Here is a 26,217-nt window from a genome sequence, read left to right on the forward strand (position 1 = left end):
AAATGTGTTCTGATACGCTGAGTGTCTTTTTTTAGTTATACGCATTCCTCAGCCCGGACCATTCCGATATGGCAGAAAAAATTCACCAGTTTGTATCGCGGTGCATATATGGATTTGATACAATAACAGAAATGCCCATACGAGGAGCTGACTTAGCTTGTACATCATTGCCCATCGCGGAGCATCCGGCTACGCTCCGGAAAATACGATTGCCGCATTTGACCTTGCGGTGAAAATGAATGCAGATATGATCGAACTGGATGTTCAGCTTACAAAAGACAGGCAGATTGTTGTGATACACGATGACAGGGTTGACCGAACAACAAACGGATCGGGCTTTGTTAAGGATTTTACCTTGGAGGAATTGCAAAAACTCGATGCAGGAAGCTGGTACGGCCCCGCTTTTCAAGGAGAGCGTATTCCGACCCTGGAAGCGGTGCTCAAGCGCTACCACAAAAAAATCGGCCTTTTAATTGAACTAAAAGGCCATCCGTCTCAAGTCGGAATTGAAGAAGAGGTGGGGCAGCTATTAGGGCAATTTTCTTTTTCTATCAATAATATTGTTCAATCCTTTCAGTTCCGCTCCGTCCAAAGATTCCGCGAGCTTTATCCATCGATTCCGACAGCCATCATTACAAGGCCCAACTTTGGCATGCTGTCCAGAAATCAGATGAAGGCCTTCCGCTCTTTTGCAAACTATGTCAATATAAAATACACACGGCTCAACCGTCTGATGATCGGCTCCGTCCATAAAAATGGCTTAACCATATTTGCATGGACTGTCAACAATCAAAAGACAGCGGCAAAATTACAAGCCATGGGCGTGGACGGCATCGTTACAGATTACCCGGATTTCATCATAAAGGATGGCAAACATGAAAATATATAGCGCGGTTTTTATCGGAGGCGCGCTTGGCGCCTGCCTCCGATACGGATTAAACTTATGGATACACACCGGTCAGTTCCCGGCGTCAACCTGGCTGGAAAATGCGGCAGGCAGCCTTCTATTAGGCATTTTGACCGGATTTTTTATGATCGGGGCAAAACGGCCTCTGCTGTCGGCTTTTTTAGGCACCGGCTTTTGCGGAGGCTTCACAACAATGTCCACGTTTTCTAAGGAAACAGTGATGCTTTTGCAAGAACAACCCTCATTGGCTCTTTTATATGTGGCAGCCTCATTGATATCAGGGATCATATTTGCACTGATTGGTGTTTTTGCGGGACGGCGCATAGCAGGCATTCAGCAAAGAAAGGGGCTGCAGGAAAGATGACACTAACGGGTATTTTCATAGGGGGCGGACTTGGCGCAATGCTTCGCTTCTGGCTTGGCAATGTCATAACCGCCAAAACCAAAGGTCTGAGCCTGCCCATTGGCATACTGACAGTCAATATTCTCGGAGCTCTCGGGCTCGGAATATTTACAGGACTTCACGTTGCAAATGCTTCGGTCTCGCTTATCATCGGCACGGGGTTTTTTGGCGCCTTTACGACCTTTTCCACCTTCAGCGTTGAAAGTATTCAACTCCTTATGGCCAAACGTGTAATAGAAAGCAGCTTGTACATCGCCCTGACACTTTGCGGATCGCTTTTGACATTTTGGTGCGGCTGGACAATCACAATGTAAAAAAACCTTGAGCTTATTTCTCGCTCAAGGTTGCACTGTTCAGCATCACAGGCTCAGGCAGCGGCAGCTTGTGGTGCGCCGTAATCCCGGTTGTGTTGCCGGCTTCTTCTTTTATATCGATTTGCTTGATTAATCGGCCATCCATCTTCAGCACCTTTATCGTATATGAACCGATGCGAATGGATTCGCCAGCCTCAATATCGATGTTTTCTTTTAATATCAGCCCGCCGATCGTATCGACGTCTTCTTGAATCGATGCGCCAAGAAGGCTGTTCACCTGATCGATCCGAACCTTTCCATCCATCACATAATGGCCGTCGCCAAGCTTTTGGATCAGCGGCTGTTCATCTTCATCAAATTCATCTCTGATCTCTCCGACAATTTCCTCAAGAATATCCTCTGTCGTCACAAGTCCCGAGGTTCCTCCGTATTCATCCGACAATATAGCCATATGAATGCGCTCGCGCTGCATTTTAATCAGCAAGTCATGAACCGGGATCGTTTCAATCACTTCGATGACCGGCCTCACATACGGATGGATCGTCATCTTCATTCGTTCTTCTTCTGTCATAAACAGCAAATCAGAAAACAAATGCTTCGTATTGACCAAACCGATCACACTGTCTTTGTCCCCATCTGTGACTGGCCAGCGCGTGTATTTTTCCTTCAGCATGACTTCAAGCATCTCGGCCATCGTCATCTCAGTTGACACAGCAGCCATTTCCTTCCGCGGTATCATAATTTCTTTGGCGATCCGATTATCAAATTCAAAAATCTTATTCACATATTTATATTCAGACGGATTAATCTCTCCGTTTTTTAAACTCTCAGATAACAGCATCCTGAGTTCTTCCTCAGAATGGGAACCATCATGTTCTGACGCAGGCTTCAAACCGAACATCCCGCATAAAAGCCGCGCCGATCCATTGAGGATCCAAATAAACGGAAACAGGAGCAAATAGAATAAACGCAAAGGGCCCGCTATCAGTAAAGTCAGCTGTTCTGCCTTTTGAATCGCGACCGTTTTCGGGGCCAGTTCACCTACAACAACGTGCAGGAACGTGATCAAGCCGTACGCGACTGCAAAAGAGACTGCATGTGAAACCGATTCCGGCAAGCCGAGCGGTTCAAACAGTGGATGCAGCAGCCGTTCAAAGGCCGGTTCACCCAGTACGCCAAGCCCGATTGATGTTAATGTAATGCCTAGCTGGGATGCGGATAAATATTCATCCAAATCTGTAATGACACGCCTTGCGAGTATCGCCCGTTTGTTTCCTTCTGTGATAAGCTGATCTATTCTGGATCTCCTTACTCTAACAATCGCAAACTCGCTTGCAACGAAAAACGCGGTTAAAGCAATGAGCACGCCAATTAAAATCAGACTGTCAATATCGTCCATTTAACCCTATCCTCTCAACAAAGGATAAGGAGTCACCTCCTGATATAATCATTTTTCCTTAACATTGAGGTACGCGGTGTATTGTTGCCTAAGCAGAGGGCCCCATCATACCACCTCCAAAAGTCAAAGTTTGATTATAAATTGTATATTTTATTGTAACACAACTCATTCCAAAAATGATTTTTAATTTTTAGACTTTTATCATGGTCAATTCTGCGCCTGTCTGGATTGGAAGAGGAAGGATTTTGCGGATATAAAAAGAAAACAGCCTTGAAAACTGTTTTCTTTTCTTTGCCTTCTTAAGCAAAATCTTTATATAAAGAAATGAAAATGTCCCGTGAGTTTTTAATCTGCTCGATCGGCACACTGAAGGATAATCGGAAATGCCCGCTCATTCCAAAACCGCTGCTCGGCACAATTAATAATTTGTATTTTTGGGCGGCATGCACGCAAAATGCAACTTCATCTTCAATCGGCGATTTTGGAAAAACAAAGAAACCTCCCTTTGGCATTTCAAATTCAAAACCGGCTTCTTTTAAAATGTCTACCATTAAATCCCGGCGCTCTTTATAAGCGCTCGCGTCTACTCTTAAATCATCCATTCGTGCCACAGCCCGCTGCATCATGACAGGGGCATTCACAAATCCAAGCGTTCGATTACAATACACAAAAGCGTTGATCAAAAGGTCCGCATCCGGCATTCGGCTGTCCAATCCGATATACCCGAGCCGCTCCCCAGCTATGCCGAGATCTTTACTGAATGAGCTGGCCAATATCACACGATGGTACGATTGAAACGGATTTGCCAGCTCTTCATCATAGATTAATTGACTGTACGGTTCATCAAACAGCACATAAATCGTCTGGCCGCTCTTCTCTTCTATTTCTTTTAATAAAGCGCCTAAATCGTCTATATTTTTCTGGCTGAGAACCGTGCCTGTGGGGTTATGCGGAGTATTGAGGATCAGCCCTTTCGTCTGTGGAGTGATCGATTGCCTTACCGCTTCAATGTCGATCTCAAACCGGCTTGTCAACGGGCAGCTGACGGCCTTTCCCCCGTAGTTCTCAATATACAACTTATATTCGGCAAAATAAGGTGCGAGAATAATGACCTCTTCCCCAGGGTTTACGATGCTTTTTAACGCAACATTCAAAGCGCCTCCCGCACCCACCGTCATGACGATACGCTCCGCTGAGAAATCAGCTTCAAAACGCGACCCCAGAAATTGCGCGACTTTTTCTCTCGCTGCAGGAAGCCCTTGATTTTGTATGTATCCGTGGCTGCCTTTTTCAGCTTCCTCTATTAACGCTCTCTTAAAAGCTTCAGGCGGTTCAACAATCGGGTTGCCGAGTGAAAAATCAAATACCTGGTCTTCCCCGAACTCCTTCTTCAGCCTTGCACCTTCATCAAACAGCTTGCGAATCCATGATCCTTTATTTAAATTTTCTTCAACTTCCCGGGATAACCCAGCCAATTTCATCTGTCCCTTCCGCATATAAAAATTTGAAAATTCTATCTTCCTATGTTACTTCAATCAGATGATGAATTCCACAACTTCCAATTCCGGTCTGAAAAAAACAATAAACTTGTGCAAGACACCGTTCATATATTAAACTATTCTCATAACTATAACGTGATGGTTGGGAGGGATATAGATGGGGCTGAGACTTATCGCATCAGTGAACTAGCGGCATTCGCCGGAGTAACGAAACGGACAGTTGATTATTATACGAATCTCGGTCTGCTTACGCCGGCCAGATCCTGTTCAAATTACCGTTACTACGACGAAAATGCACTCAAACGACTTATATTTATTGTAGATTGCAAGAAGCAGCGATTGGCCCTGTCCGATATTAAAGATCGACTGGAGAACCAGTTTCCCTCTTCAGCTAAACTTGATGATGAAATTGGAAATCTGGCATTAGAAATTGATCATATGAATCAAAACATCTCCGGAATCTTGCATCGGTTTGAACGGCTGAAGCCCGAGGATCGTGACAAGCTGAAAAGCAAACTCCCGCCTGAAAAGCTCGCCGTGTTCCAATCATTTATGCTGCTGTTAAGTTAAAACCATTTTATCTAACAGGAGGTGTTACCTTCATTCTCATTGCTAGAGTGAAGGTTCTAATTGGACATAGTGAATTTGATTTTAGTTGCTGTTTTAATCGCCCTGACGGCATTTTTCGTGGCATCTGAGTTTGCCATTATCAGAATCAGAGGCTCACGGATCGATCAGCTGATCGCGGAAGGAAATAAAGCAGCAATAGCCGTAAAAAAAGTGACCACGCATCTTGATGAATATTTATCTGCGTGTCAGCTCGGAATTACATTGACTTCCATCGGATTAGGGGTTTTAGGTGAATCAACGATCGAAAGGCTGCTTCACCCGCTTTTCGTCCAAATGAACGTTCCAGGTTCCCTTTCACATGTCATATCGTTTATTTTTGCGTATGCCATTATCACGTTCTTACACGTTGTTGTCGGAGAACTTGCACCTAAAACAGTCGCTATCCAAAAGGCGGAAGCAGTGTCTATGCTGTTTGCGAAACCGCTGATTTGGTTTTACCGCATCGCGTTCCCATTCATTTGGCTTTTGAACAATTCCGCACGGTTATTGACCAAAGCATTTGGCCTGGAGACCGTTTCAGAAAACGAACTGGCACACTCAGAAGAAGAGCTGCGAATCATTTTGTCTGAAAGCTATAAAAGCGGTGAAATCAACCAATCAGAGTTTAAATATGTGAATAAAATCTTTGAATTTGACGACAGGCTCGCGAAAGAAATTATGATTCCGCGGACCGAAATTGTCAGCCTTCCGCATGATATCAAGATTTCTGAAATGATGGACATCATTCAGATTGAAAAATATACCCGCTACCCTGTGGAAGAGGGCGATAAAGATAACATTATCGGGGTTATTAACATTAAAGAAGTGCTGACCGCCTGCATCAGCGGTGAGGTATCTGTTGATTCCACCATTTCTCAATTCGTCAACCCGATCATTCATGTCATTGAATCTGCGCCGATCCAAGACCTGCTTGTCAAAATGCAAAAAGAGAGGGTCCACATGGCCATTTTGTCTGATGAATACGGCGGTACTGCCGGGCTTGTGACGGTTGAGGACATCATTGAGGAAATTGTCGGTGAAATCCGCGACGAATTTGATATTGATGAAATTAGCGAAATCCGCAAAATCGGCGAAGGCCATTATATTCTTGACGGAAAAGTGTTAATTGACCAAGTAAACGACCTGCTAGGCATTCATTTAGAGAACGAAGAAGTCGACACAATCGGCGGCTGGTTCCTTACTCAAAAATACGATGTTGAAAAAGATGATTCCATCATCGAAGAGGGCTGCGAATTCATCATTAATGAAATTGACGGCCACCACGTCGCATATATTGAAGTGAAAAAGCTTCAAGAAGAAGAACTTCTGGAGACAGCTAACCAGCAGGAAGCATAATAAGAAAAGCACCTTGTATAAGGTGCTTTTCTTATTTTCACAGTTTCAGGGCAATCTCTCAGAACGCCTTATAGCTGATCAAGTTTATTCTCTAGTTCTTTAATCCGCTGATTCAAAGCCTCTGTCATTGCTGCAAGTCTTTCCTTTGAAGGCAGGTGGGCAAAATCAGCCTGGTGAAGAGGCTCACCGATAATCAGCTTCATTTTTCCTTTTTTGAATAATTCTTTTCCGCTTGAAGGGCCCTGATATGCAGCGGGGACAAGCGGCGCTTTCCCCATTTGCGCAATCGTCACCGCACCTCTTTTCAAAGGCACATCCTCAGAGGTTCTTGTTCCGCTTGGGAAGATACCGACGATCTCTCCTTCTTTCAGCAGCTTAATCGGCGTTTTAATACTGCTTGGCCCGGGATTTTCCCGATCTACCGGAAAGGCATGAATTTTCTTCAGAAACGAACCGATCCATTTATTTTGAAAAAGCTCTTTTTTCGCCATATAGTGTATTTGATAAGGAAGAATCCCGACTCCGAGTGTAATCACATCAACCCAGCCGGAATGTGTACACGCGATGACAAAACCTGAATCGGCCGGAAGGTTTTCTTTGTTATACACCTTCACTCCTCCGCGAAGAGAAAGAATAACTTTTAAAGCATTTGCACAAAACTTATACATATCGCACTTCCTTTGTCGTAATCAATGATTCTTTCTGTCATCTATTATAACAACATTTTTTATTACCTGGTACTAATTTTTAAGATTTCTCCCGTTAAACGCCAAAAAACTGAGGATTCATCCTCAGCTTTTGTTATATTTCCTCTCTGGTCGGCGGGGCCATAAACTCCGGTCCGACAGGGTCTGATATCGTATTTTCCAATATAGTATTGATATCTTTCTGATCTTCACTGTTCAGCGTCCAGCCTGTAATCTCAGATAGGGCCTCAAGCTGCCCAGGCTTTCTTGCTCCCCAAAGAGCGATATCCGCTCCCGGCTGATCTAAGATCCATCTGACAGCCAAGTGAATCACTGATTTTCCATAACGTGTCTTCGCCAGCTTATCCAATTGATTGACAGCAGAAAGATACTCTTTAAAGCGGGGCTTCTGGAATTTTGGATCGTGATTACGCAGATCATCGCCCTCAAATGTATACTCTTCGGTCATTTTTCCTGTTAACAGCCCTCTGCATAAACTGCCGTATAATAATGTTGTTATCTTGTTATCTTTCGCATAAGGAAGAACACTCTCTTCCATCTCTCTTTCAAACAGATTATATGGAGGCTGAATCGTATGGAGAGGTGCGACGGCGCGAAATGTATCCATTTGCTCAATTGAAAAATTGCTGACGCCAATCGCCCGGATTTTTCCCGCATCATATAATTCCTTCATGACTTCAGCCGTTTCTTCAATTGGCACAAGCGGATCGGGCCAATGCACCTGATAAAGATCAATATAGTCTGTTTGAAGCCGCTTCAAAGAATTCTCAACTTCCTCTACAATTCTCGCTCTGTTCGCATAGCGGAACAGCTGGTTGTTCTTCCAGTCCAGAGCCGTTTTCGTTGCGAGAATCACCTGGTCTCTTTTGCCGTACTCTTTGATTGCCTTTCCGACAATTTCCTCGGACTGCCCGAAGCCGTAAGCCGGCGCGGTGTCAATCAGTGTAATCCCCTGATCAAGAGCGGCGCGGATTGTTTCAATCGATGTTTTTTCGTCAGTGCCTCCCCACATCGTTCCGCCAATGGCCCATGTGCCGAGGCCGATTCTAGAGGCTTCTATTCCTGTATCTGCTATACTGGTATATTCCATTGTGCCACTCCTTCACTTTTTCACTATTTTTTCCCCTCTGGAAAAAATGTTAAACATTTCTCCGCACTATCTTTTGGGGCCATTTTTGGGTACTATATAGTAATGGTGTTTGATTAGGTATAAAAAAGCCGTTTGCATGTAATGTGCAACTTTAAACCTTTCTTATGCGTGTATAACATAGAGGGGAGAAAAGGCAGTGACGATCGATGAAATTTACCAAATGTACATGAATGATGTTTACAGGTTCCTGCTCTCCATGACAAAAGACAAGCATCTTGCTGAAGACTTGCTGCAGGAAACCTTTATGCGGGCATACATACACATTCACTCCTATGATCACAGCAAAGTAAAGCCCTGGCTTTTTCAAGTGGCGCGAAACGCCTTCATTGATTACGTCAGAAAGCATAAGAAAGAAGTAACCATTTCTGATGACTTAATCGGAAGCCTCTTTCAAAATGCTGTTCAAAGTCCTGCCCATCAGGTAGAGATAAAGGAAGTGCTGACTGGTTATATGTCCGAGCTCCCCGATAATTATCGGGAGGCCTTAACGCTATATTATTTAAAAGAGTTAAACTACAAAGAAGCATCCCATATTATGAATATTTCAGAGGCGAATTTTAAAAGTGTTTTATTTCGTGCCAGACAGCGGCTGAAAGCACTTTATAATAGAGGTGTTAATGATGAATGAAGAATTTAAAAAGCGTTTTGATCAATATAAAAATGGGGAAATGAGCGACCAGGAAATGACTGCATTTGAGGAAGAACTTGAGAAGCTCGAAGTATATCAGGAACTGATTGACAGCGAACTCGAGGACGATAACGATTGGGATCTCAGCATCAGTCCTGAAAAACAAAAAGCGATTTTAGCCTACGGCAAACGCAAGTCTTATTTGCGAATTTCTGTGCTTGCCGTCATTTCGACATTGATGATTTTGCCGCTTTGTACGCTGGGAAGCTACCTCTATTACGGAATGGGTGGAAAACACAGCACCGGCAATGAGTTTATGGAAACTGCCGCAGTCACTGTAGCCCTGACCATGCCGAATGTTCTTGTTGATACTTCCGGACTGAAAAGCCAAGTGAAGCTATTTGGAATGAATACGGAATTCCCGCTGCAAAAGCAGATTGGCACGAAGACGGCTGCCGTAGGGAATGAACGGGTTGAAATGTTTTATAACAAAGTAAAAGCGCCGGCAGTAAACTACTATGACTTAGAAGTGAATAAAACTGGCCATTACTTTACACATCCTTCAAACAAGTCTGAACAAACGACCGCAAAAGCAGAAAAAACGTTAAGCACATTGCCCGAAGGAACGGTATCAGAGGTCTACCTTTCATATGACCGTGCATATCCGACAAAAGACGTGTATAACAAATTCAAAGGCTATGATGTGAGCTTTTTGTGGAACGCAATCGAAACAGAGAAAAACACAAATAAGACAGCTTCCACAGAACCTCTTGGCTATCCTGGGAAGGATTCAAAGTTCTTGGCCGCCCTTAATACAAAAGGCAAGTCGAATGGCGATCAGTTTATCAACGCCCTGAAATTCATGTCCAAACACGAAAAATGGGCTCAGGTCATTTCAAAACGGAAAGACCTGAATGTAGATAACCGATTAGATTATGTAGAGAAAAACGGTGTCAATGTATACGGTTCGGTCGTTACAGGGCCAACCAAGGAAATCCAGCGCATGCTGAAAAATAAATCTGTAAAATCAGCGAATGTCGGCGAGGTGGAATTATGGAACTGGTAAGAATTTTTAAAGAACACAATGTATTCGGCTGGATCTCTGTCGGGACAGCGGTTCTGTCCCTGCTGTTGCTGAATTTGGCCATTATCAGCAACGTCACGTTTTATTCCTATCAAATGCTTCCATTCGCCATGGCTGCCGTTCCGTTTGGCGTTGTTGAACTCTTCATCAAGAGAGGGCGCACAGGCCCCGGCCTGCTCGGCGTCATCCTTAATCTCTTTGTGATTATTTGTGTGTATACCATTGTATCTGTAGATACGAATTTACAGTTTGGCTTTTAAAAAAGACGCCTTTTCAGGCGTCTTTTTTTTCGTTATACCGGTTTTCGGAACAAATAACTTTCTATAGTAAAACCCATCTTATCTGTATAAAATCGATGTGCGTCTTTACGCTGAAGGCCAGATGAAAGACTGACAAAACCAAGTCCGGCTTTTCTCGCCCAGTCTGAGGCATAATCCAAAAGCATTTTGCCGTATCCCTTTGATCGGCAAGGTGCCGTTGTAACAAGATCCGCAATCCACAAGTGCTCTCCTTTATGAATGGAAACCCTCGGCAGAGCCCCGCACAGCGCTCTGATTGCTGTATCCTCATATAAGGCAAACAGCATATACGATTCTTTCTGCACACAGGCTTCAAGCCTTTGTAAATACGTCTCAATATCCAGTTCTGTTCTCAATTCACTCATAATCGGATACGACTCAGCCCATTCTTCTTTCGAGGTTAATTGTTTCATATGGATCATCTTCTCAATCCCCTTTCCTTTCGTTACAATGATCATAGCTAATAAATGGCATTTGCCAAATAGCCAATATCAGAAAAAATGACCATGCCAGATATAAAGGAGACATGAGATGGATATTACGCCGTTTCTTGATAAAAAGAGCAAAACACCGCTGTATGAGCAGCTTTATACCTTTTTTAAACAAGAAATTTCACATGCGCGAATAACAAAGGGAACAAGACTTCCGTCAAAACGCAGGCTCTCCAGCTTGCTCGATGTCAGCACGGCAACTATAGAACGAGCTTACGAGCAATTAACTGCTGAGGGCTATGTCAAAAGCAAGGCGAAAATCGGCTGGTTCGCGGCGGAAGTAGAACCAGGCTTCCCGACAGCTCCTGACCATTTTCAACAGTCTGTACAGCCGGGATTACATGAAAAGAACGCACCTGCTATTGACTTCCATCAGGGCAACGTTGATCCGACCCTCTTTCCCTTTAACGCATGGAGAAAAAGCATAGTAAAAAGTCTTGATCGCTATTCCGGATTGTTTCACACCTCTGGCGACCCTCAAGGAGAATACGAACTCAGACACATGATTGCCCGATTCGTCAGGCTGTCTCGGGGAGTAAATTGCGAGCCCGGCCAGATTATCATCGGCGCAGGAACCACCGTGCTTCTGCAAATTCTTTGTCTTTCGCTAAAGCCAGGTACAAAAATCGGCTTTGAAGAACCGGGCTTTCACCGTTCAAGAAGGATGTTTGAAGCAAATCACATGGATGTCACTCCGATTTGTTCTGATGCAGAAGGCGTCCTGCCGGATGAGCTCTACCGTAAGAATCCTTATCTCATGTATACGACTCCTTCGCATCAGTTTCCGATTGGGACCATTATGACGATTACCCGCAGACAGGAGCTGCTGGCATGGGCGGCAGAAACAAATTCATTATAGAAGATGATTACGATGGAGAATTTCGCTACAGCGGCCATCCCATTCCGTCTTTACAGGGTCTTGATCCGAATGGCAGAGTCATATATCTGGGCACTTTTTCAAAGTCACTTCTGCCTTCTTTGCGGCTCAGCTTCATGATTATGCCCCCTGAACTCATGGAACCAATCAAAAACAACGCTCAGTTAATGAAGCAGACCGTCTCTGTTCACTCGCAATTGGCACTGGCAGACTTCATCGAAACCGGAGAGTGGCAAAAACACATAAATAGAATGAGAAGCTTATACCGAAAAAAACACGCTGTCCTGTTAGAAGCCATCCGCTCTGAACTAGGAAACACCGTTGAGATTCTCGGTAAAAACTCGGGGCTTCACATTCTGCTGCGCCTTTTGTTTCCAGCAAGTGAGGAAGAAGCAATACAAGCAGCCGCAGACCACGGTGTAACTATCTATCCCGTGTCTCCCTCATATAAAGAACAGACGCCTTTTGCTTCTGTCTTAATCGGTTATGGCGGTTTGTCAGAAGAGGACATCAGGCTCGGCATCCTAAAACTGAAAACGGCATGGGCACCATTGATATCATCTTATTAAATAAAAAACAGGCCCCAGAAACGGAGCCTGTTTTTTTAAAATGATAAAATTCCGATTAAATTTAAGAACACGATAATAATGGCAAGCGGCACGATAAAACGAAGCAAATAAAACCACGTGTAAAAGAATGCTTTACCTGCATTTGATCCATTTCGCATTTCAGATAAGAGTTCGCTTTTCGAAATTTTCAGCGGGATAAATAGAGAAATTAACAGAGCGCCTGAAGGCATTAAAATATTGCTGACGGTAAAATCGGCAATATCAAAAAACGTTTTGCCAAATAGGTGCACATCACTCAATACGCCATAAGACAAGCAGCATGGGATTCCGACCAAAAAGATCAAAAGCCCGCTCGTCCATGACAGTTTTTTTCTTTTCTTTTCGTCCCCTTTTCCGATTGTGGCAACGATAATTTCAACCATCGAAAATGCTGAGGTTAAGGCTGCAAATAAAAATGCAACGAGAAAGCCGATAAAAAACAACGTGCCGAACGGAAGCTGTTCAAAAACGGCCGGAAGCACTGTAAACAGCAATGTCGGTCCTTCATTTGGCTGAAAACCGAATGAGAAAACCGCCGGAAAAATAGCCAAACCTGCCAAGAGTGTCACAATGATATTCATCAAGACAATGGAGGCTGCCGAACGAGGGATATTTTGTGTTTTCGGCAAATAAGAGCTGTAGGTCACCATCACCGAAACCCCCAGTGTTAACGTAAAGAAGGCCTGTCCCAGCGCGAATAATATGGATTCCGGAGTCAGATCGCCGAAATGAGGCACAAGCAGAAACTTTACGCCTTCCATTGCACCATTAAGCGTAAGAGACCGAAGAACGAGCAGAATAAACAATAAAAACAAAATCGGCATCATCACCGCGCTGACCCGTTCAATCCCTTTTTGAACCCCTCTTGCGACAACGAGTACAGTCAGTGCCATAAAGACAAGCTGAGCCGCGAGCGTCTGCACCGGATTTTGGATAATAGAAGCAAAAAGAGCGCCATACTGTGCTTGAGAAAGCCCGGACAGTGATCCTGACGCTGTTTTCACGATATACAGCAAAATCCATCCCCCGATTACACTGTAAAACGACAGCACTAAGAAACACGCGGCTACGCCGATCCACCCTGTAAGAAACCAAGCTGATCGCGGCGCTTCTTTTTTATATGCATCAATGGCATTCGTCTGGTTCCGTCTTCCAAAAATAAATTCCCCCACCAAAAGCGGATAGCCTAAGAGGATGGTAAATAACACGAAGATAAGAAAAAAGGCTCCTCCCCCATTGGTCCCCGCTACGTAAGGGAACTTCCAAATCGCGCCCAAGCCGATAGCCGAGCCGGCCGCTGCCATGACGAAACCGATTTTCGAAGCCCATTGGACTGGTTTTTGCTCAGACAATAAACGTCACTTCCTTTCCAGCCTATATTATCTCTTATTTTTGTCTTCATTTCTATAGATTCATTTGCCAAGAACAGAAAAGAGAGCGGCCTGTATGGCCGCTCTCTTTATCAAAAGGTTATTTATTGATTTAATTTTGAATGCTTTCTTGAATACAGGAAATAAATTACCAAGCCGATTAACAGCCACACTAGGAAGCGGACAATCGTCACCCATCCCAGATTTAAAATCAAGAACAGGCAGAAAAGAATCGCCAGGCCTGGGATCACGGGAACTCCCGGGCATTTAAAGGCTCTCGGAAGATCGGGCTGCTTCTTTCTCAAAACGATAACTGCCACAGAAATCAGTACAAATGCCGACAGTGTCCCGATGTTCACCAGCTTTGCAAGTTCATCCAGCGGAACAAGTGAGCCGAGAAGCGCCGACATCGTTCCGAAAAACCAAGTGGCCACATAAGGTGTTTTGTGCTTTGGATGCACTTTAGAAAGTGAGCCCGGCACAAGTCCGTCACGAGACATGGCAAACATGACGCGTGTCTGCCCGTAAAGCATCACAAGCATAACTGTTGTCATTCCCAGCACGGCGCCAATATCAATGATGCCTGCCACCCAATTTTGCCCTGCGCTTTGAAGAACAAGAGAAACCGGATGATCCACACCCGCAAATTGAGCAAACGGGATAACCCCAGTCATGATCGCTGATACGGTGACATATAAAATCGTGCAGACCAGTAAAGAGAAAATAATGCCTTTAGGCAGATCCTTCGCGGGATTTTTCGTCTCTTCCGCAGCAGAGGATACAGCGTCAAATCCGATAAAAGCAAAGAATACGAGCGCCGCTGCACTGAACACGCCGCCAAAGCCCATCGGCATAAACGGCTGCCAGTTGTGCGGCTTCACGTAAACGGCTGCCACCGCGATAAACAGCAGAACAACCAGTATCTTCAAGATAACCATGATATTGTTGACTCTTTTTGATTCTTTGATGCCTAAATAAAGCAAATATGTGATCGCCATTACAATGACGAATGCAGGAAGATTAAACAGGGTAAAGGTGCCTTTCACTGCGCCCGGTGCCGCTGTTAAAGCAACCGGAAGATGAATGCCGAGCCCTGATAAAAACGATTGGAAATAACCAGACCAGCCGACCGACACTGCACTTACCGCCAGCATGTATTCTAAAATTAAATCCCACCCGATAATAAAGGCCATAAGCTCTCCCAATGTCGCATAAGTGAATGTATACACCGAACCTGAAACAGGCACACTTGACGCAAATTCCGCGTAAGACAGGGCGGCGAATAAACAAGCCAACGCCGCCACAACAAATGAAATCGTCAGCCCGGGACCGGCCGTGACTGCACCTGTTCCCGTCAGAACAAAAATCCCTGTGCCAATAATGGCGCCGATTCCAAGCAATGTTAAATCAAGTGCCCCTAATTCTCTTTTTAAAGATTTTTCCCCGCTCGTCGCAGCGATTAAATCCTGAATGCTCTTCTTCCTAAAAACGCTCCCTTTCATTCCCCTTCAACTCCCGATCATCTATTTTTATATATTTTATTTGAATTTTCTGAATTCATGAGCAACAATGGTCATTTTTCTTTTTTTCTACTATATTTGTACTGGTCGCGAATCATTCCTTTCTCCTACTCAATATTATATATAAAATTGCAAAAATGAAAACAAAATTGTTAGAAAAATCGACAAATTTTTTATTTTGAAATTTTTTACCATACAAAAAAACCAGCTCTGGAGCTGGTTTTTCGTTGATTACGTTGAAATAAAACGGCCGCCATTCACATGAATGGTCTGCCCTGTCATATAGGAAGATTCGTCAGACGCCAGCAGAACATAGGCGCCTGCATGCTCAACCGGCTGTCCCGGTCTTCCCATTGGGGTATCCAAGCCGTGCTGTTTCACTTTTTCCTCAGGGAATGTCGCCGGAATAAGCGGTGTCCAAATCGGACCGGGCGCCACCGCATTCACTCTGATGCCTTTATCTGCAAGCGACTTCGCCATGGAACGCGTAAAGGAGACAATCGCACCCTTTGTGCTAGAATAATCAATTAACGCCGTATCCCCTTCATAAGCGGTAATCGATGTCGTATTAATAATGGCACTCCCCTCTTGCAGGTGAGGCAAAGCTTTCTTCGTCATATGAAACATGGAAAAAATATTTGTGCGAAAGGTTTTTTCCAGCTGTTCTGTTGAAATATTGAGAATGCTGTCCTGGGGATGCTGTTCAGCGGCGTTGTTCACCAAGATATCGAGTTTACCAAAATGGTCCACTGTTTGCTGCACAGCTTGTTCACAATGGTTCTCATCCCCGACATCTCCCGGGATAAGCAGGCAGCGGACATTCTCCTTTTCGATCCGTTTACGTGTTTCCTCTGCGTCCGAATGCTCGTCCAAGTATAGAATGGAGATATCAGCCCCCTCTTTAGCAAAGGCAATAGCTGCTGCTCTCCCTATTCCGCTGTCGCCTCCAGTAATGATCGCAACTTTTCCTTTCAGTTTTCCGCTTCCTCGATAATCCTCGTCCTCTGACAGCGGCAGCGGATTCATTTTTGACTCAATGCCCGGCTGTCTGTCCTGATGCTGCGGTTCTTGTCCTTCTGTTTGTCTGTCCATTGGGTTCACATTCATCACTCCTAGACATGTGGTTGATACTGAACGTTACCACACGATAGAAATGAATAAACGCCAAAATATGTTATGAAAGAACTTCCTCGGGAATGGCACCGGTATATTGCGCTGACGGGCGGAAAATCATGTTGTTTTCTGCCTGTTCCAGTACATGGGCGCACCACCCTACCATTCGGCTTGCTGAAAAGGTCGGAGTAAACAATTCATCGTCAAAATCGATGGCCTTCATCACTGCAGCTGCGTAAAATTCAACATTTGTGTACAGCTTACGTCCCGGTTTGTAGATTTCTAGCAAACGAATCGCTTCTGCTTCTACATGCAGCGCAAGATCAAGATCACGGTCATTGCCGGCCACCTGTTCTGCTTTCTGTCTCAAAGCTTCTGCCCGCGGGTCTTTTGTTTTGTACACCCTGTGGCCGAATCCCATCAAGCGCTCTCCTTTTTCGAGTTTTTCTTTTAGATATGCTTCAGCATGTTCTTTTTCTCCAATGTCTTCAAGCATTTTTGTCACCGCAGAAGGAGCGCCTCCGTGCAGCGGACCTTTCATCGTGCCGAGAGCAGCCGTGACGGCTGACACTAAATCACTCTCTGTAGATAACGTGACTCGTGCTGAAAAAGTGGATGCGTTCATGCCGTGCTCCATGGCCAGAATCATATAGGTTTCAAGCGCTTTCTTTTTTGCCTCTGAAGGCTGTTCACCTGTGAGCATATAATAGTAGTTTTCAACATGTCCGTACTGGGAAGAAGGTGCAATTGCTTGTTCACCGCGCGTCCATCTTTTTCTGTATGCAATGATGGAAGGCGTGATTGCAATCAGCCGGATTGCTTCTTCTGTTTTCGGATGGAATGTGTACGTATTTTCCCCCAATGCTGAAACAACCGTTCTCAGCACCGACATATCGTCCATGTTGTTTGGCAGTGATTGAATCAAGCGCTCAATATGTTCCGGAAGATTCCGTTCCGCAGCCAGCTTATCTTTAAATACCTGCAATTCTTCAGTTGAAGGCAGTTTTCCAAATAAAATCAAATAAGCCGCTTCTTCAAAGCTGTGATTCAGTGCGATGTCTTTTGCATGATGTCCTCTGTAAATCAGACGCCCTTTTTCACCATCAATATGGCTGATGGATGTTTCCACACATGTAATTCCCTTTAATCCGTAATGTACCATTTGTATTCCCCCTATCCTTTTCTGTTATTATAGTAAATATAATATTTAAAAAATAATGAATATTTTAAAGGGAATTAATTAAAAATATTAATCAGAGGGAGAATAGAAATGGATTTCAAATGGCTTCACACCTTTGTGACCGCTGCAAAATATGAAAACTTCCGAAAAACGGCGGAAACGCTTTTCTTATCTCAGCCCACTGTGACCGTACATATCAAGCAATTAGAAAAAGAAATCAGCTGCAAGCTGTTCGAGCGTAAAGGCAGGCAAATCCAGCTGACTGATGAAGGCAGGGCCTATTTGCCGTATGCGCTCAGGCTTCTTGATGATTATGAAAACAGCATGGCAGAGCTTCACAGAGTGAGACAAGGCTACTCTCAAACCTTACAGCTCGCGGTTTCTCCGCTTATTGCAGATACAGTGCTTCCTTCTGTCATGAAGCGGTACACAGCAATGAATACGGAAACAGAAATGGCGGTTACGATTTTCGAGTCAGCGGAAATCGCGTCACTGATTAAAGCCGGGGAAGCAGATATCGGACTAAGCTGTTTAAAGGTACAGTCTTCTTCTTTAAGCTGCCACTGCTTATACAAAGACCCTGTCGTCCTTGTTGCCCCGCCCGATAAGCGTTTCATAGAAGACAACGAAATTGATGCCAAAGAGGTGCTCGAACAATACCTGCTTTTGACCCACAATCATCCTGATTACTGGGACGACTTGCTCCGTCAAGTCAGAATGACTTTTCCATTTGTGAGAACAATGAAGGTCACTCAAACACATATAACGAAACGGTTTATCAAGGAAGGACTCGGAGTTTCATTTCTGCCTTTATCTACAGTAAAGCGTGAGTTAGCAGAGAAACAGATGATCAGAATTCCTTATCAGTCTGTACAGCTGCCCTATGCAGGCGCTTACGCGATTGCCCTTTATGAAAATAAGAAAGAAAAAAAATTCTTGGATTTTTTATCACATTTTCATTTTTAGGAGCAACCAAAACGCCTGTGCTCCGTCTAATGAAAAAAACCCGTTCCAATGAACGGGTTTTCTCTAAAAATTAGAATCTTTTCGCACCGAGGTAACGAGGCTTCCAGTAGCTGTTGTTCAGGCTGCTGATTTGTACGCCGTCAGATCCTGCATGAATGAAACTGTTGTTTCCAATGTAAATCCCCATGTGAGAAGGGCCGGATTTATATGTTGTGAAGAAGACGAAATCACCAACAGACGGGCTGGCAATGCTCTTCATAGAACTCCAGTATCCTGCAGTGCTTGTTCTGCCCACACTTGTTTGTTTATTCAGTACGTACCAAATGAATCCGCTGCAGTCAAAGCCGGAAGTTGTCGTTCCGCCCCATTTATATGGCGTTCCGACTAACGCTTTTGCATCAGAAACCAGTTTGCTCACATTAAGTGATGTAGATGACGTTTTGCTGCTTGAAGATGATGAAGATGAAGCAGGTTTTGAGCTGCTTGTGCTTGTTCCTTTCACCTTCAATACTTGGTTGACATAGATTACATCTGATTTTAAGCCGTTTAAGCTTTTTAATTTGCTAACCGTAGTGCCGTATTTGCTCGCAATTTTAGAAAGGCTGTCTCCGCTCTTCACTTTATAAGTAGAAGTGGAAGATGATGACACTTTTGATGAGCTGGAGCTGCTTGAACTAGTTGAACCTTTCAGTTTCAGGACTTGTCCAACACGAAGCAAATCTGATTTTAAGCCATTCAGCTTCTTCAGTTCATTGATTGTCATGCCGTATTTTTTTGAAATTTTCCAAAGGCTGTCCCCGCTCTTTACTTTGTATGTAGAAGAAGAGGAAGAAGAACTGCTGCTTTTTGAACTTGTAGATTTGCCGTTAATCGATAAAGTTTGTCCCACGTAAATAATGTCTGAACGAAGGTGGTTCTCTGATTTAATTTTACTGATCGTTGTGTCGTATTTTCTTGAAAGATCCCATAACGTGTCGCCTTTTTTCACCTTAATGCTTTGTGCAGATGCCGCTCCTGCAAATAACGTCGATCCTAAAACAACTGCTGTCGTAGCTGTAATGATTTGCTTTTTCATATTTTCCTCCCCAAATGTTAACTCTCTATATATGTATCTCTTTTTTTTAATTATTCTTATTGATTTCTATTATAAGGATAGATTCCCATCAGAAATAGTCTTGACTTCATGTGACAAATTTCTTAATTATTCGTTCTAAAAAAAAGTTTTTAAGGGTATTAAATATTTCATTTTCGTTGCAAAGGTGACAAAAAATGAGTGCTTTTGTCATGTTTTATGGGATGTTTTTCAACATAAAGGAAATAAATGAAAAACTTTCGGGGTCGGCTCACATACCGGAAAATGAGTGATAAAGAATATTCGAGGAGAGCTGCGGTTATCCGCGGTTTTTTTATTTAAACAAACATATCATGCAAAGACAGAGAGGTAAAGATTTTTCTGAAAAATGAATGCTTTACATCAAATAAGGCAAGATAACGAAAAGTGTTTTTTCATTTCCTTACAAGGCTTTACTTATTGTTTACATGATCAACAGCCATATTTAACAAAATTTCCCTAACATGATAAACGGAATACATTAAAGGAGGCATGAAAAAAATGAATTTGTTTCAAAAAATGAAATCAAAATTTCTGCCAATCGCCGCTGTTTCTGTCCTTACAGCTGGAATTTTTGCCGGAGCTGAGCTGCAGCAAACAGAAAAGGCCAGCGCCAAAAAACAAGACAAAGCTGAGATCAGAAATGTCATTGTGATGATAGGCGACGGCATGGGGACGCCTTACATAAGAGCCTACCGTTCCATGAAAAATAACGGTGACACACCGAATAACCCGAAGTTAACAGAATTTGACCGGAACCTGACAGGCATGATGATGACGCATCCGGATGACCCTGACTATAATATTACAGATTCAGCAGCAGCCGGAACAGCATTAGCAACAGGCGTTAAGACATATAACAATGCAATTGGCGTCGATAAAAACGGAAAAAAAGTGAAATCTGTACTTGAAGAGGCCAAACAGCAAGGCAAGTCAACAGGGCTTGTCGTCACGTCTGAAATTAACCACGCCACTCCAGCCGCATATGGCGCCCACAATGAATCACGGAAAAATATGGACCAAATCGCCAACAGCTATATGGATGACAAAATAAAAGGCAAACATAAAATAGACGTGCTGCTCGGCGGCGGAAAATCTTATTTTAACCGCAAGGACAGAAACTTGACAAAGGAATTCAAACAAGCCGGCTACAGCTATGTGACAACGAAACAAGCATTGAAAAAAAATAAAGATCAGCAGGTGCTCGGGCTTTTCGCAGATGGAGGGCTTGCTAAAGCGCTCGACCGTGACAGTAAAACACCGTCTCTCAAAGAAATGACGGTTTCAGCAATTGATCGCCTGAACCAAAATAAAAAAGGATTTTTCTTGATGGTCGAAGGGAGCCAGATTGACTGGGCGGCCCATGACAATGATACCGTAGGAGCCATGAGCGAGGTTAAAGATTTTGAACAGGCCTATAAAGCCGCGATTGAATTTGCGAAAAAAGACAAACATACACTTGTGATTGCAGCTGCTGACCATACAACCGGCGGCTTTACCATTGGCGCGAACGGGGAAAAGAATTGGCACGCAGAACCGATTCTCTCCGCTAAGAAAACACCTGAATTCATGGCCAAAAAAATCAGTAAAGGCAAGCCGGTTAAAGATGTGCTCGCCCGCTATGCCAATCTGAAATTCACATCTGAAGAAATCAAAAGCGTTGAAGCAGCTGCACAGGCTGACAAAAGCAAAGGGGCCTACAAAGCTATCATCAAGATTTTTAATACCCGCTCCAACAGCGGATGGACGAGTACCGATCATACCGGCGAAGAAGTACCGGTATACGCGTACGGCCCCGGAAAAGAAAAATTCCGCGGATTGATTAACAATACGGACCAGGCAAACATCATATTTAAGATTTTAAAAACTGGAAAATAAAAAGGATGCAGAACGCTGCATCCTCTTTTTTATAAATATCTGCGGTGAACACCTTTTCCGTCGTACGAAAACATGACTTCCTTATCCTCAAGCACAGACTCAATGTGCACGCTTCTTCCCCAAAGCTGGAATAAATAAGGGAGCACTTTCTCCAAATATTTCAAATCTAACTCTATTCCCTCATACCAATGCTTAATATAGAGCTCGTTATTTTTCATATAATCGCCGTCGTTTACTGTCAAATATGGAAAACCGCCATTTACCCGCATGCTTACGAGCTGGTCGCGCACCGACTTCCACTGTTTATCGATGATTTTATAATCTCGGCCCTGTTTTTGAAACAAATAAAGATCCTCGCGCATGACTAATTCTTTGGTTAAATAATTGCGGATGAAAGAGATATCGGATTCAATCTCCCTGACCTCAAACATTTTCTCCCGGCCGGAGTCAGGCTGCACGCCCATTTTCTTCATTTCCTCCGTCGGGTTGTTGTACCTCTTTTCAATGTCTTCAAATATTTTCAGCCCTAAATAATAAGGATTAATGCCTGTTTTGGACGGCTGAACGACACCTGCATTCAGCTTGGCGAACTCGATCGCTTCATCAGAGGTTAAATCAAGCTCACGTATAATTCGCTGGTGCCAATAGGAAGCCCAGCCCTCATTCATAATCTTGGTTTCCAGCTGAGGCCAGAAATAAAGCATTTCCTCTCTCATCATCGTTAATATATCACGCTGCCATGGCTCCAGCTCCCGGGAATGCTCCTCGATAAAAAGCAGGATATCTTTTTCAGGCCGCGGCGGGAACGGTTTTTTCGATTTTTTCACTTGTTTTTTCGGCTTCTTTTCATCCAAAGACCATAGATCATCGTAAGGCGTGGCTGCCTCTTCAATCTCCTCTTCCTCATCATCCACACTCCATTGGAGCTTTGGTCGGACCAACGACGGATCGATATGCTCCTGAATCGAAAGGATCGCATCTAAAAAAGATTCGACTTCTTTAATCCCGTGAACCTGTTCATAGTGTTTTATCCGTTCAGCCGTTGCCGCCATGCTTTCCACCATATCGCGCTTCGTGTTTTGGAAACGGCAGTTGTTTTTGAAGAAATCGCAATGGGCAAGAACGTGTGCGACAATCAATTTATTTTGGATCAGTGAGTTGCTGTCCAGCAAAAAAGCGTAGCATGGATCTGAGTTAATGACCAGCTCATATATCTTGCTTAACCCTAGATCATAGTGCAGCTTCATCTTGTGAAACTGCTTGCCGAAGCTCCAGTGGCTGAATCTTGTCGGCATCCCGTACGCGCCAAATGTATAAATAATTTCAGCCGGGCAGATTTCATATCTCATCGGGTAGAAATCAAGGCCGAATCCTTTTGCAATTTCGGTAATTTCCTCAATTGCCCGCTGTAATCCCTTCTTCTCCTCCGCGTTCAACCGAATCCCCCCTACTTGGACTTATCTATAATGTATGAGCCCGCCAGACAAAAGATGATAGCCTCACTCAGGCAGAAAAAAATTCCCCCGGCACATTCAGCTGTTTGCTTATTGGATCAGTGGGTAAACACACACCATACTACGAAAAAAAGGAGCGATACCAATTGAATGTAGCAGACGTGCTTTCTTCTTATCTCAGTAAGCTGCCAAACGTAATCATTGCTTTACTCGTCTTATTAATCGGATGGGCTATCGCTAAAATCATTGAAAAAGCGGTATACAAAGGGCTCAGCAAAACAAAAATCGACGACAAGCTCTTTGCTGGGAAAAAGCCTTCACGCTATTCCTCAGAAAAAGTCATAAGCAAGGTCGTTTATTTTATCGCACTGATCATCGTCTTTATTTTATTCTTTAACATTTTGCACCTGACAACAGTGGCATCGCCGTTTGTCAGTATGCTTTCGGCGATTGCAGCGGCGATTCCAAGCGTGCTGAAAGCCGGACTCATTCTGCTGTTAGGATGGGCTGCAGCCTCTGTTTTGAGCTTCCTTGTCAAAAAAATCGGGATGAAGCTGAACACGAGTGACAAACTGCGCAAGTGGAATTTGGTGTCTGAAGGAAAAGATATTCACCAGGCTGTCAATACCGCTTCACAAATTGTCTTTTATCTCGTGCTGCTTGTTTTTCTGCCAGGGGTCTTATCTTCTTTGAAAATCAGCGGCATTTCAGGTCCTTTTACAAATATGATGGAAAGCGTGCTCGCTTTTCTGCCGAAATTATTTGCAGCGGCGCTTATCGTATTAATCGGCTGGCTTGTTGCCCGCCTTGTTCGTGGTATCATTACGAATTTCCTTGCGAGCATCGGCACGGAGAGATTCGCGGCACGTATGGGTTTATCAATTTACTTAAAAGATACAAGCCTTTCAGCAGTCATCGGAACAATCGCTTATGTGCTGATTATGATTCCGGTGGTCATTTCAGCGCTTGATCAGCTGGATGTCGCTGGCATTTCAAAACCGGCTGTCTCTATGCTGAATACGATTTTAAACATGCTTCCGAACATCTTGATTGCCATCGTGCTTGTTTTAGCGGGTATCTGGGCAGGAAAATGGGTGAAATCCATGGTGTCCGGACTGCTCCATCGCGCAGGCTTTGATTCTGTCTTAGGGAAAATGGGCATGGAAGCCGGAACGCCTGCAAAGCTGTCCTTGTCTCAAGTTGTCGGTATGATTGCGCAAATCATTGTCATTCTGCTCTTTACAGCTGAGGCGCTTCAAATTGTTCGGCTGCACTTCCTCGTAGAAATTGCCACCGGCATCATCGCATATCTGCCGAATGTCCTTGTCGCAGTATTCATTCTCGGACTCGGCCTTTACGCAGGAGAATTGGTGAGAAAAGTGCTCTCAAGCATGATAAAAGGCCAGGAATTCAAGTCTTTAGCGCCTATTGCTAAATATACGATTATCGCACTTGCTTTCTTTATGGCCCTGGATCAGCTTGGTGTCGCTGCGACAATCGTCAATTCCGCGTTCATCATCGTACTTAGCGGCTTCGCACTTGCCTTCGGTTTATCCTTCGGCCTTGGCGGTAAGGATTTTGCATCACGTTATCTGTCTACATTTGAACGCAAAATGCAAAACACAGAAATCGAAAAAAACCGTAAAAACCAAAATCCGCCGAATGACATGTAAGCAAAAAACATGCACCCAGCTGGGTGCATGTTTTCAGCTTGTAGAGAAAACGATGTTTTTTCTACAAGCTTTTTTGTTGTGTGCTGTTTCTTTAGATTTTCAGCTGATTTCAAAAACAGAAAAAGAGCTCCCACATACCTAGCTCTGCTTGGCTAGGTATGTGGCAATCTTCTTCATGTTCTGGCATGCGGCTGTGAGGAGAACTTGTTCGCTCACATTCCGTTTTCCCCTCAACCTGCAATAGCGAAGCCCGTGCAGTTGTTTTGAATCTGCAAAGCTTCGCTCTATTTTTTCTTTTCTTTTTTTGTAGAGGTTTTTTCCTGAAACAGACAAGCGATTTTGCCTGATCTTTTCTTTGTGGTCTTCCCATACATGCCGGGTGATGACTTTCTGATGTTTTTTTGATTTTGTGCAGTTTTCAAGAAAAGGGCATGAGGAACATGTTTCAGGATTTGATTTATATGACCTGTATCCTTTTCGGTCAGTTGTTGAGTATGTGAGTGTTTGCTGGTTCGGGCAAATGTACCTGTCTTTTTCAATGTCGTAATGAAATTTCCATTTTGGAAACAAGCCTCTAGTAGGGTGATATCGTCTGTGGGCAATGACGCCAAAAATATGACGGTCAGATAATCCTTTACAGATAGGAGCTGTTAAATATCCGGAATCAAGGGCGACAGCTTCTACTTGAAAACCAAATCGTGCGATTTGGTGATCTAATCGGTCAAGATAAGGCACAGAATCATGGAGATTTCCCGGTGTGACGTGGGCATCGGTGATAATGTTGTATTTCATATCCGTTGTGCGGTGATCTAAATAGAAAAAACCTTCTGGTTTGTTTTCGCGATACAGATATCCACTTTCGGGATCAGTTGTACTGTGGCGGATCTCTTTTTCAGCTTTCACCTCCTCTTTGACTATTAGTGGCTTTTTTCCGTGTTCCTCTCGATCTTCTTGGATGGCTTCATTTAAATCTTTGATATAGTTTTGTGTATCCTGTTCAATCGTTTTTCTTGTGTATTTATGCTTGTTGGCATTGGCTTTAAGGTGAGTGGAATCGGTGAATAGGACACGTCCGCCCACCATGTCATGATTGATGGCCTGAAGAACGATCTCATCAAAAATATCTTGGAAGATGGTTGTATCTTTAAAACGTGTGCGTCTGTTCCAGCTGATGGTGGAGTGGTGCGGAACTGGATCGTTTATGTTCAATCCGAGAAACCATCTGTACGCCATATTGTAGTAAATTTCTTTTTCGAGCTGTCTTTCTGAACGGATACCATAGAGGTATCCGATAAACATCATTTTGAATAAAATCAGCGGATCAAGTGAGGGGCGGCCTTTGTTTTCACTGTAGTAAGGCTTAACCTTTTCAATGATAAAAGAGAAGTCTATGTATTTATCGATTTTTCGAAGCAGATGATCCTCTTCGACAAGTTGGTCGAGAAGAACAAATTCGGCTGCGTTTTGAGAAGAATTTCTTGTGTGGAACATGGGAAAGACACCGTCCTTTTGAAGTCTTTCTTTTATTTTATTACAGAAGAATGGATATTTTAAGAAAAAATAAAGGCTGTCGAGATTTTCTCGACAGCCTGAAAACATGCACCCAGCTGGGTGCATGTTT

Annotated in this window: 23 protein-coding genes and 1 pseudogene; 12 read left to right on the forward strand and 12 right to left on the reverse strand. The window is 43.8% G+C overall.

The window, feature by feature from the left end; genetic code table 11:
- Positions 1-157: 157 nt before the first annotated feature.
- Genes ACQVGT_RS15505 through crcB form a run of 3 tightly spaced genes read left to right on the forward strand, consistent with a single transcriptional unit; the run spans position 158 to position 1,624 of the window.
- Entirely contained in the window at positions 158-889 is a 732-nt protein-coding gene (locus tag ACQVGT_RS15505) for a glycerophosphodiester phosphodiesterase (RefSeq protein WP_015383217.1), read from the forward strand.
- The gene (locus tag ACQVGT_RS15510) at positions 876-1,271 is read left to right on the forward strand and encodes a fluoride efflux transporter FluC (RefSeq protein ID WP_015483018.1); all 396 of its coding nucleotides are present in this window, start codon (positions 876-878) and stop codon (positions 1,269-1,271) included. Before ACQVGT_RS15505 ends, ACQVGT_RS15510 begins: the two co-directional genes overlap by 14 nt.
- Positions 1,268-1,624 carry a fluoride efflux transporter CrcB gene (gene crcB / locus ACQVGT_RS15515; protein ID WP_015383215.1) on the forward strand — a complete coding sequence of 119 codons (357 nt, stop codon included), beginning with the start codon at positions 1,268-1,270 and terminating at the stop codon, positions 1,622-1,624. Before ACQVGT_RS15510 ends, crcB begins: the two co-directional genes overlap by 4 nt.
- 13 nt (positions 1,625-1,637) lie before the next feature.
- Here the strand turns inward: crcB and ACQVGT_RS15520 are convergent, their stop codons facing one another.
- Positions 1,638-3,023 carry a hemolysin family protein gene (locus tag ACQVGT_RS15520; RefSeq protein WP_015483017.1) on the reverse strand — a complete coding sequence of 462 codons (1,386 nt, stop codon included), beginning with the start codon at positions 3,021-3,023 and terminating at the stop codon, positions 1,638-1,640.
- A 299-nt stretch (positions 3,024-3,322) separates the two neighbouring features.
- Complete coding sequence (locus ACQVGT_RS15525; RefSeq protein ID WP_015383213.1) at positions 3,323-4,504, reverse strand: pyridoxal phosphate-dependent aminotransferase; 1,182 nt, start codon at positions 4,502-4,504, stop codon at positions 3,323-3,325.
- A gap of 156 nt (positions 4,505-4,660) precedes the next feature.
- Here ACQVGT_RS15525 and cueR point away from each other — a divergent pair, with 156 nt between their 5' ends.
- A complete protein-coding gene (gene cueR, locus ACQVGT_RS15530) occupies positions 4,661-5,092 on the forward strand; it encodes a Cu(I)-responsive transcriptional regulator (protein WP_041518217.1) in 432 nt (143 codons plus the stop codon).
- Between the two features lie 60 nt (positions 5,093-5,152).
- Positions 5,153-6,487 (forward strand): hemolysin family protein, encoded by a 1,335-nt coding sequence (locus ACQVGT_RS15535; protein WP_009966903.1) that lies wholly within the window; start codon positions 5,153-5,155, stop codon positions 6,485-6,487.
- A 68-nt stretch (positions 6,488-6,555) separates the two neighbouring features.
- On the opposite strand, the gene ACQVGT_RS15540 is transcribed toward ACQVGT_RS15535, so the two are convergent.
- Together ACQVGT_RS15540 and akrN are read right to left on the reverse strand one after the other, a co-directional pair.
- On the reverse strand, positions 6,556-7,155 hold the full coding sequence (locus ACQVGT_RS15540) for a 1-acylglycerol-3-phosphate O-acyltransferase (protein WP_003233335.1): 600 nt from the start codon (positions 7,153-7,155) through the stop codon (positions 6,556-6,558).
- A 133-nt stretch (positions 7,156-7,288) separates the two neighbouring features.
- Positions 7,289-8,284 (reverse strand): aldo/keto reductase AkrN, encoded by a 996-nt coding sequence (gene akrN, locus ACQVGT_RS15545; protein ID WP_015483016.1) that lies wholly within the window; start codon positions 8,282-8,284, stop codon positions 7,289-7,291.
- A gap of 196 nt (positions 8,285-8,480) precedes the next feature.
- Here akrN and sigM point away from each other — a divergent pair, with 196 nt between their 5' ends.
- The 3 genes from sigM to ACQVGT_RS15560 are packed head-to-tail and all read left to right on the forward strand — an operon-like array spanning position 8,481 to position 10,316.
- Positions 8,481-8,972, forward strand: a complete 492-nt coding sequence (gene sigM / locus ACQVGT_RS15550; RefSeq protein ID WP_003224177.1) for an RNA polymerase sigma factor SigM — start codon at positions 8,481-8,483, stop codon at positions 8,970-8,972.
- Positions 8,962-10,038: an anti-sigma factor gene (locus ACQVGT_RS15555; RefSeq protein WP_010886459.1), complete on the forward strand. Its 1,077-nt coding sequence runs from the start codon at positions 8,962-8,964 to the stop codon at positions 10,036-10,038. Before sigM ends, ACQVGT_RS15555 begins: the two co-directional genes overlap by 11 nt.
- Complete coding sequence (locus ACQVGT_RS15560) at positions 10,026-10,316, forward strand: anti-sigma-M factor (protein WP_003233341.1); 291 nt, start codon at positions 10,026-10,028, stop codon at positions 10,314-10,316. The genes ACQVGT_RS15555 and ACQVGT_RS15560 overlap by 13 nt, the downstream gene beginning before the upstream one ends.
- Before the next feature lie 32 nt (positions 10,317-10,348).
- Here the strand turns inward: ACQVGT_RS15560 and ACQVGT_RS15565 are convergent, their stop codons facing one another.
- Positions 10,349-10,777, reverse strand: coding sequence for a GNAT family N-acetyltransferase (locus tag ACQVGT_RS15565; protein WP_015483014.1), 429 nt, complete (start codon positions 10,775-10,777; stop codon positions 10,349-10,351).
- Positions 10,778-10,886: 109 nt separating this feature from the next.
- On the opposite strand from ACQVGT_RS15565, the pseudogene pdxR reads away from it, so the two are divergent.
- A pseudogene (gene pdxR, locus ACQVGT_RS15570) lies at positions 10,887-12,292 on the forward strand (MocR-like pyridoxine biosynthesis transcription factor PdxR).
- 35 nt (positions 12,293-12,327) lie between these two features.
- On the opposite strand, the gene ACQVGT_RS15575 reads toward pdxR, so the two are convergent.
- The 4 genes from ACQVGT_RS15575 to citA all read right to left on the reverse strand — a co-directional run bounded on the left by ACQVGT_RS15575 (position 12,328) and on the right by citA (position 17,496).
- A complete protein-coding gene (locus ACQVGT_RS15575; protein ID WP_015483012.1) occupies positions 12,328-13,683 on the reverse strand; it encodes a sodium-dependent transporter in 1,356 nt (451 codons plus the stop codon).
- 122 nt (positions 13,684-13,805) lie between these two features.
- Positions 13,806-15,203: a branched-chain amino acid transporter BcaP gene (gene bcaP / locus ACQVGT_RS15580; RefSeq protein ID WP_015383206.1), complete on the reverse strand. Its 1,398-nt coding sequence runs from the start codon at positions 15,201-15,203 to the stop codon at positions 13,806-13,808.
- 249 nt (positions 15,204-15,452) lie between these two features.
- Complete coding sequence (locus tag ACQVGT_RS15585; protein WP_015483011.1) at positions 15,453-16,322, reverse strand: SDR family oxidoreductase; 870 nt, start codon at positions 16,320-16,322, stop codon at positions 15,453-15,455.
- Between the two features lie 73 nt (positions 16,323-16,395).
- On the reverse strand, positions 16,396-17,496 hold the full coding sequence (citA, locus tag ACQVGT_RS15590; RefSeq protein ID WP_015383204.1) for a citrate synthase CitA: 1,101 nt from the start codon (positions 17,494-17,496) through the stop codon (positions 16,396-16,398).
- Positions 17,497-17,604: 108 nt separating this feature from the next.
- Between citA and citR the strand changes: the two genes are divergently transcribed.
- Positions 17,605-18,480 carry a transcriptional regulator CitR gene (gene citR, locus ACQVGT_RS15595; protein ID WP_003233357.1) on the forward strand — a complete coding sequence of 292 codons (876 nt, stop codon included), beginning with the start codon at positions 17,605-17,607 and terminating at the stop codon, positions 18,478-18,480.
- A 70-nt stretch (positions 18,481-18,550) separates the two neighbouring features.
- On the opposite strand, the gene lytE is transcribed toward citR, so the two are convergent.
- Complete coding sequence (gene lytE, locus ACQVGT_RS15600) at positions 18,551-19,555, reverse strand: peptidoglycan endopeptidase LytE (protein WP_003244816.1); 1,005 nt, start codon at positions 19,553-19,555, stop codon at positions 18,551-18,553.
- Positions 19,556-20,083: 528 nt separating this feature from the next.
- Between lytE and phoA the strand changes: the two genes are divergently transcribed.
- Positions 20,084-21,469: an alkaline phosphatase PhoA gene (phoA, locus tag ACQVGT_RS15605; protein ID WP_015383203.1), complete on the forward strand. Its 1,386-nt coding sequence runs from the start codon at positions 20,084-20,086 to the stop codon at positions 21,467-21,469.
- Positions 21,470-21,498: 29 nt separating this feature from the next.
- On the opposite strand, the gene spoVR is transcribed toward phoA, so the two are convergent.
- Positions 21,499-22,905: a stage V sporulation protein SpoVR gene (gene spoVR / locus ACQVGT_RS15610; protein WP_003233364.1), complete on the reverse strand. Its 1,407-nt coding sequence runs from the start codon at positions 22,903-22,905 to the stop codon at positions 21,499-21,501.
- A gap of 164 nt (positions 22,906-23,069) precedes the next feature.
- On the opposite strand from spoVR, the gene ACQVGT_RS15615 reads away from it, so the two are divergent.
- On the forward strand, positions 23,070-24,596 hold the full coding sequence (locus tag ACQVGT_RS15615; protein WP_015483009.1) for a mechanosensitive ion channel: 1,527 nt from the start codon (positions 23,070-23,072) through the stop codon (positions 24,594-24,596).
- A 138-nt stretch (positions 24,597-24,734) separates the two neighbouring features.
- On the opposite strand, the gene ACQVGT_RS15620 is transcribed toward ACQVGT_RS15615, so the two are convergent.
- Positions 24,735-26,087, reverse strand: a complete 1,353-nt coding sequence (locus tag ACQVGT_RS15620; protein ID WP_015483356.1) for an IS1182 family transposase — start codon at positions 26,085-26,087, stop codon at positions 24,735-24,737.
- Positions 26,088-26,217: the final 130 nt, after the last annotated feature.

The organism is Bacillus sp. SCT118 (assembly GCF_058566435.1).

Coding starts and splice junctions, on each gene's coding strand:
- ACQVGT_RS15510 (WP_015483018.1), top strand. CDS start 876: ATGAAAATATATAGCGCGGTTTTTATCGGAGGCGCGCTTGGCGCCTGC.
- crcB (WP_015383215.1), top strand. CDS start 1,268: ATGACACTAACGGGTATTTTCATAGGGGGCGGACTTGGCGCAATGCTT.
- ACQVGT_RS15520 (WP_015483017.1), bottom strand. CDS start 3,023: ATGGACGATATTGACAGTCTGATTTTAATTGGCGTGCTCATTGCTTTA.
- ACQVGT_RS15525 (WP_015383213.1), bottom strand. CDS start 4,504: ATGAAATTGGCTGGGTTATCCCGGGAAGTTGAAGAAAATTTAAATAAA.
- cueR (WP_041518217.1), top strand. CDS start 4,661: ATGGTTGGGAGGGATATAGATGGGGCTGAGACTTATCGCATCAGTGAA.
- ACQVGT_RS15540 (WP_003233335.1), bottom strand. CDS start 7,155: ATGTATAAGTTTTGTGCAAATGCTTTAAAAGTTATTCTTTCTCTTCGC.
- akrN (WP_015483016.1), bottom strand. CDS start 8,284: ATGGAATATACCAGTATAGCAGATACAGGAATAGAAGCCTCTAGAATC.
- ACQVGT_RS15555 (WP_010886459.1), top strand. CDS start 8,962: ATGATGAATGAAGAATTTAAAAAGCGTTTTGATCAATATAAAAATGGG.
- ACQVGT_RS15560 (WP_003233341.1), top strand. CDS start 10,026: ATGGAACTGGTAAGAATTTTTAAAGAACACAATGTATTCGGCTGGATC.
- ACQVGT_RS15565 (WP_015483014.1), bottom strand. CDS start 10,777: ATGATCCATATGAAACAATTAACCTCGAAAGAAGAATGGGCTGAGTCG.
- bcaP (WP_015383206.1), bottom strand. CDS start 15,203: ATGAAAGGGAGCGTTTTTAGGAAGAAGAGCATTCAGGATTTAATCGCT.
- citA (WP_015383204.1), bottom strand. CDS start 17,496: ATGGTACATTACGGATTAAAGGGAATTACATGTGTGGAAACATCCATC.
- citR (WP_003233357.1), top strand. CDS start 17,605: ATGGATTTCAAATGGCTTCACACCTTTGTGACCGCTGCAAAATATGAA.
- lytE (WP_003244816.1), bottom strand. CDS start 19,555: ATGAAAAAGCAAATCATTACAGCTACGACAGCAGTTGTTTTAGGATCG.
- phoA (WP_015383203.1), top strand. CDS start 20,084: ATGAAAAAAATGAATTTGTTTCAAAAAATGAAATCAAAATTTCTGCCA.
- ACQVGT_RS15620 (WP_015483356.1), bottom strand. CDS start 26,087: ATGTTCCACACAAGAAATTCTTCTCAAAACGCAGCCGAATTTGTTCTT.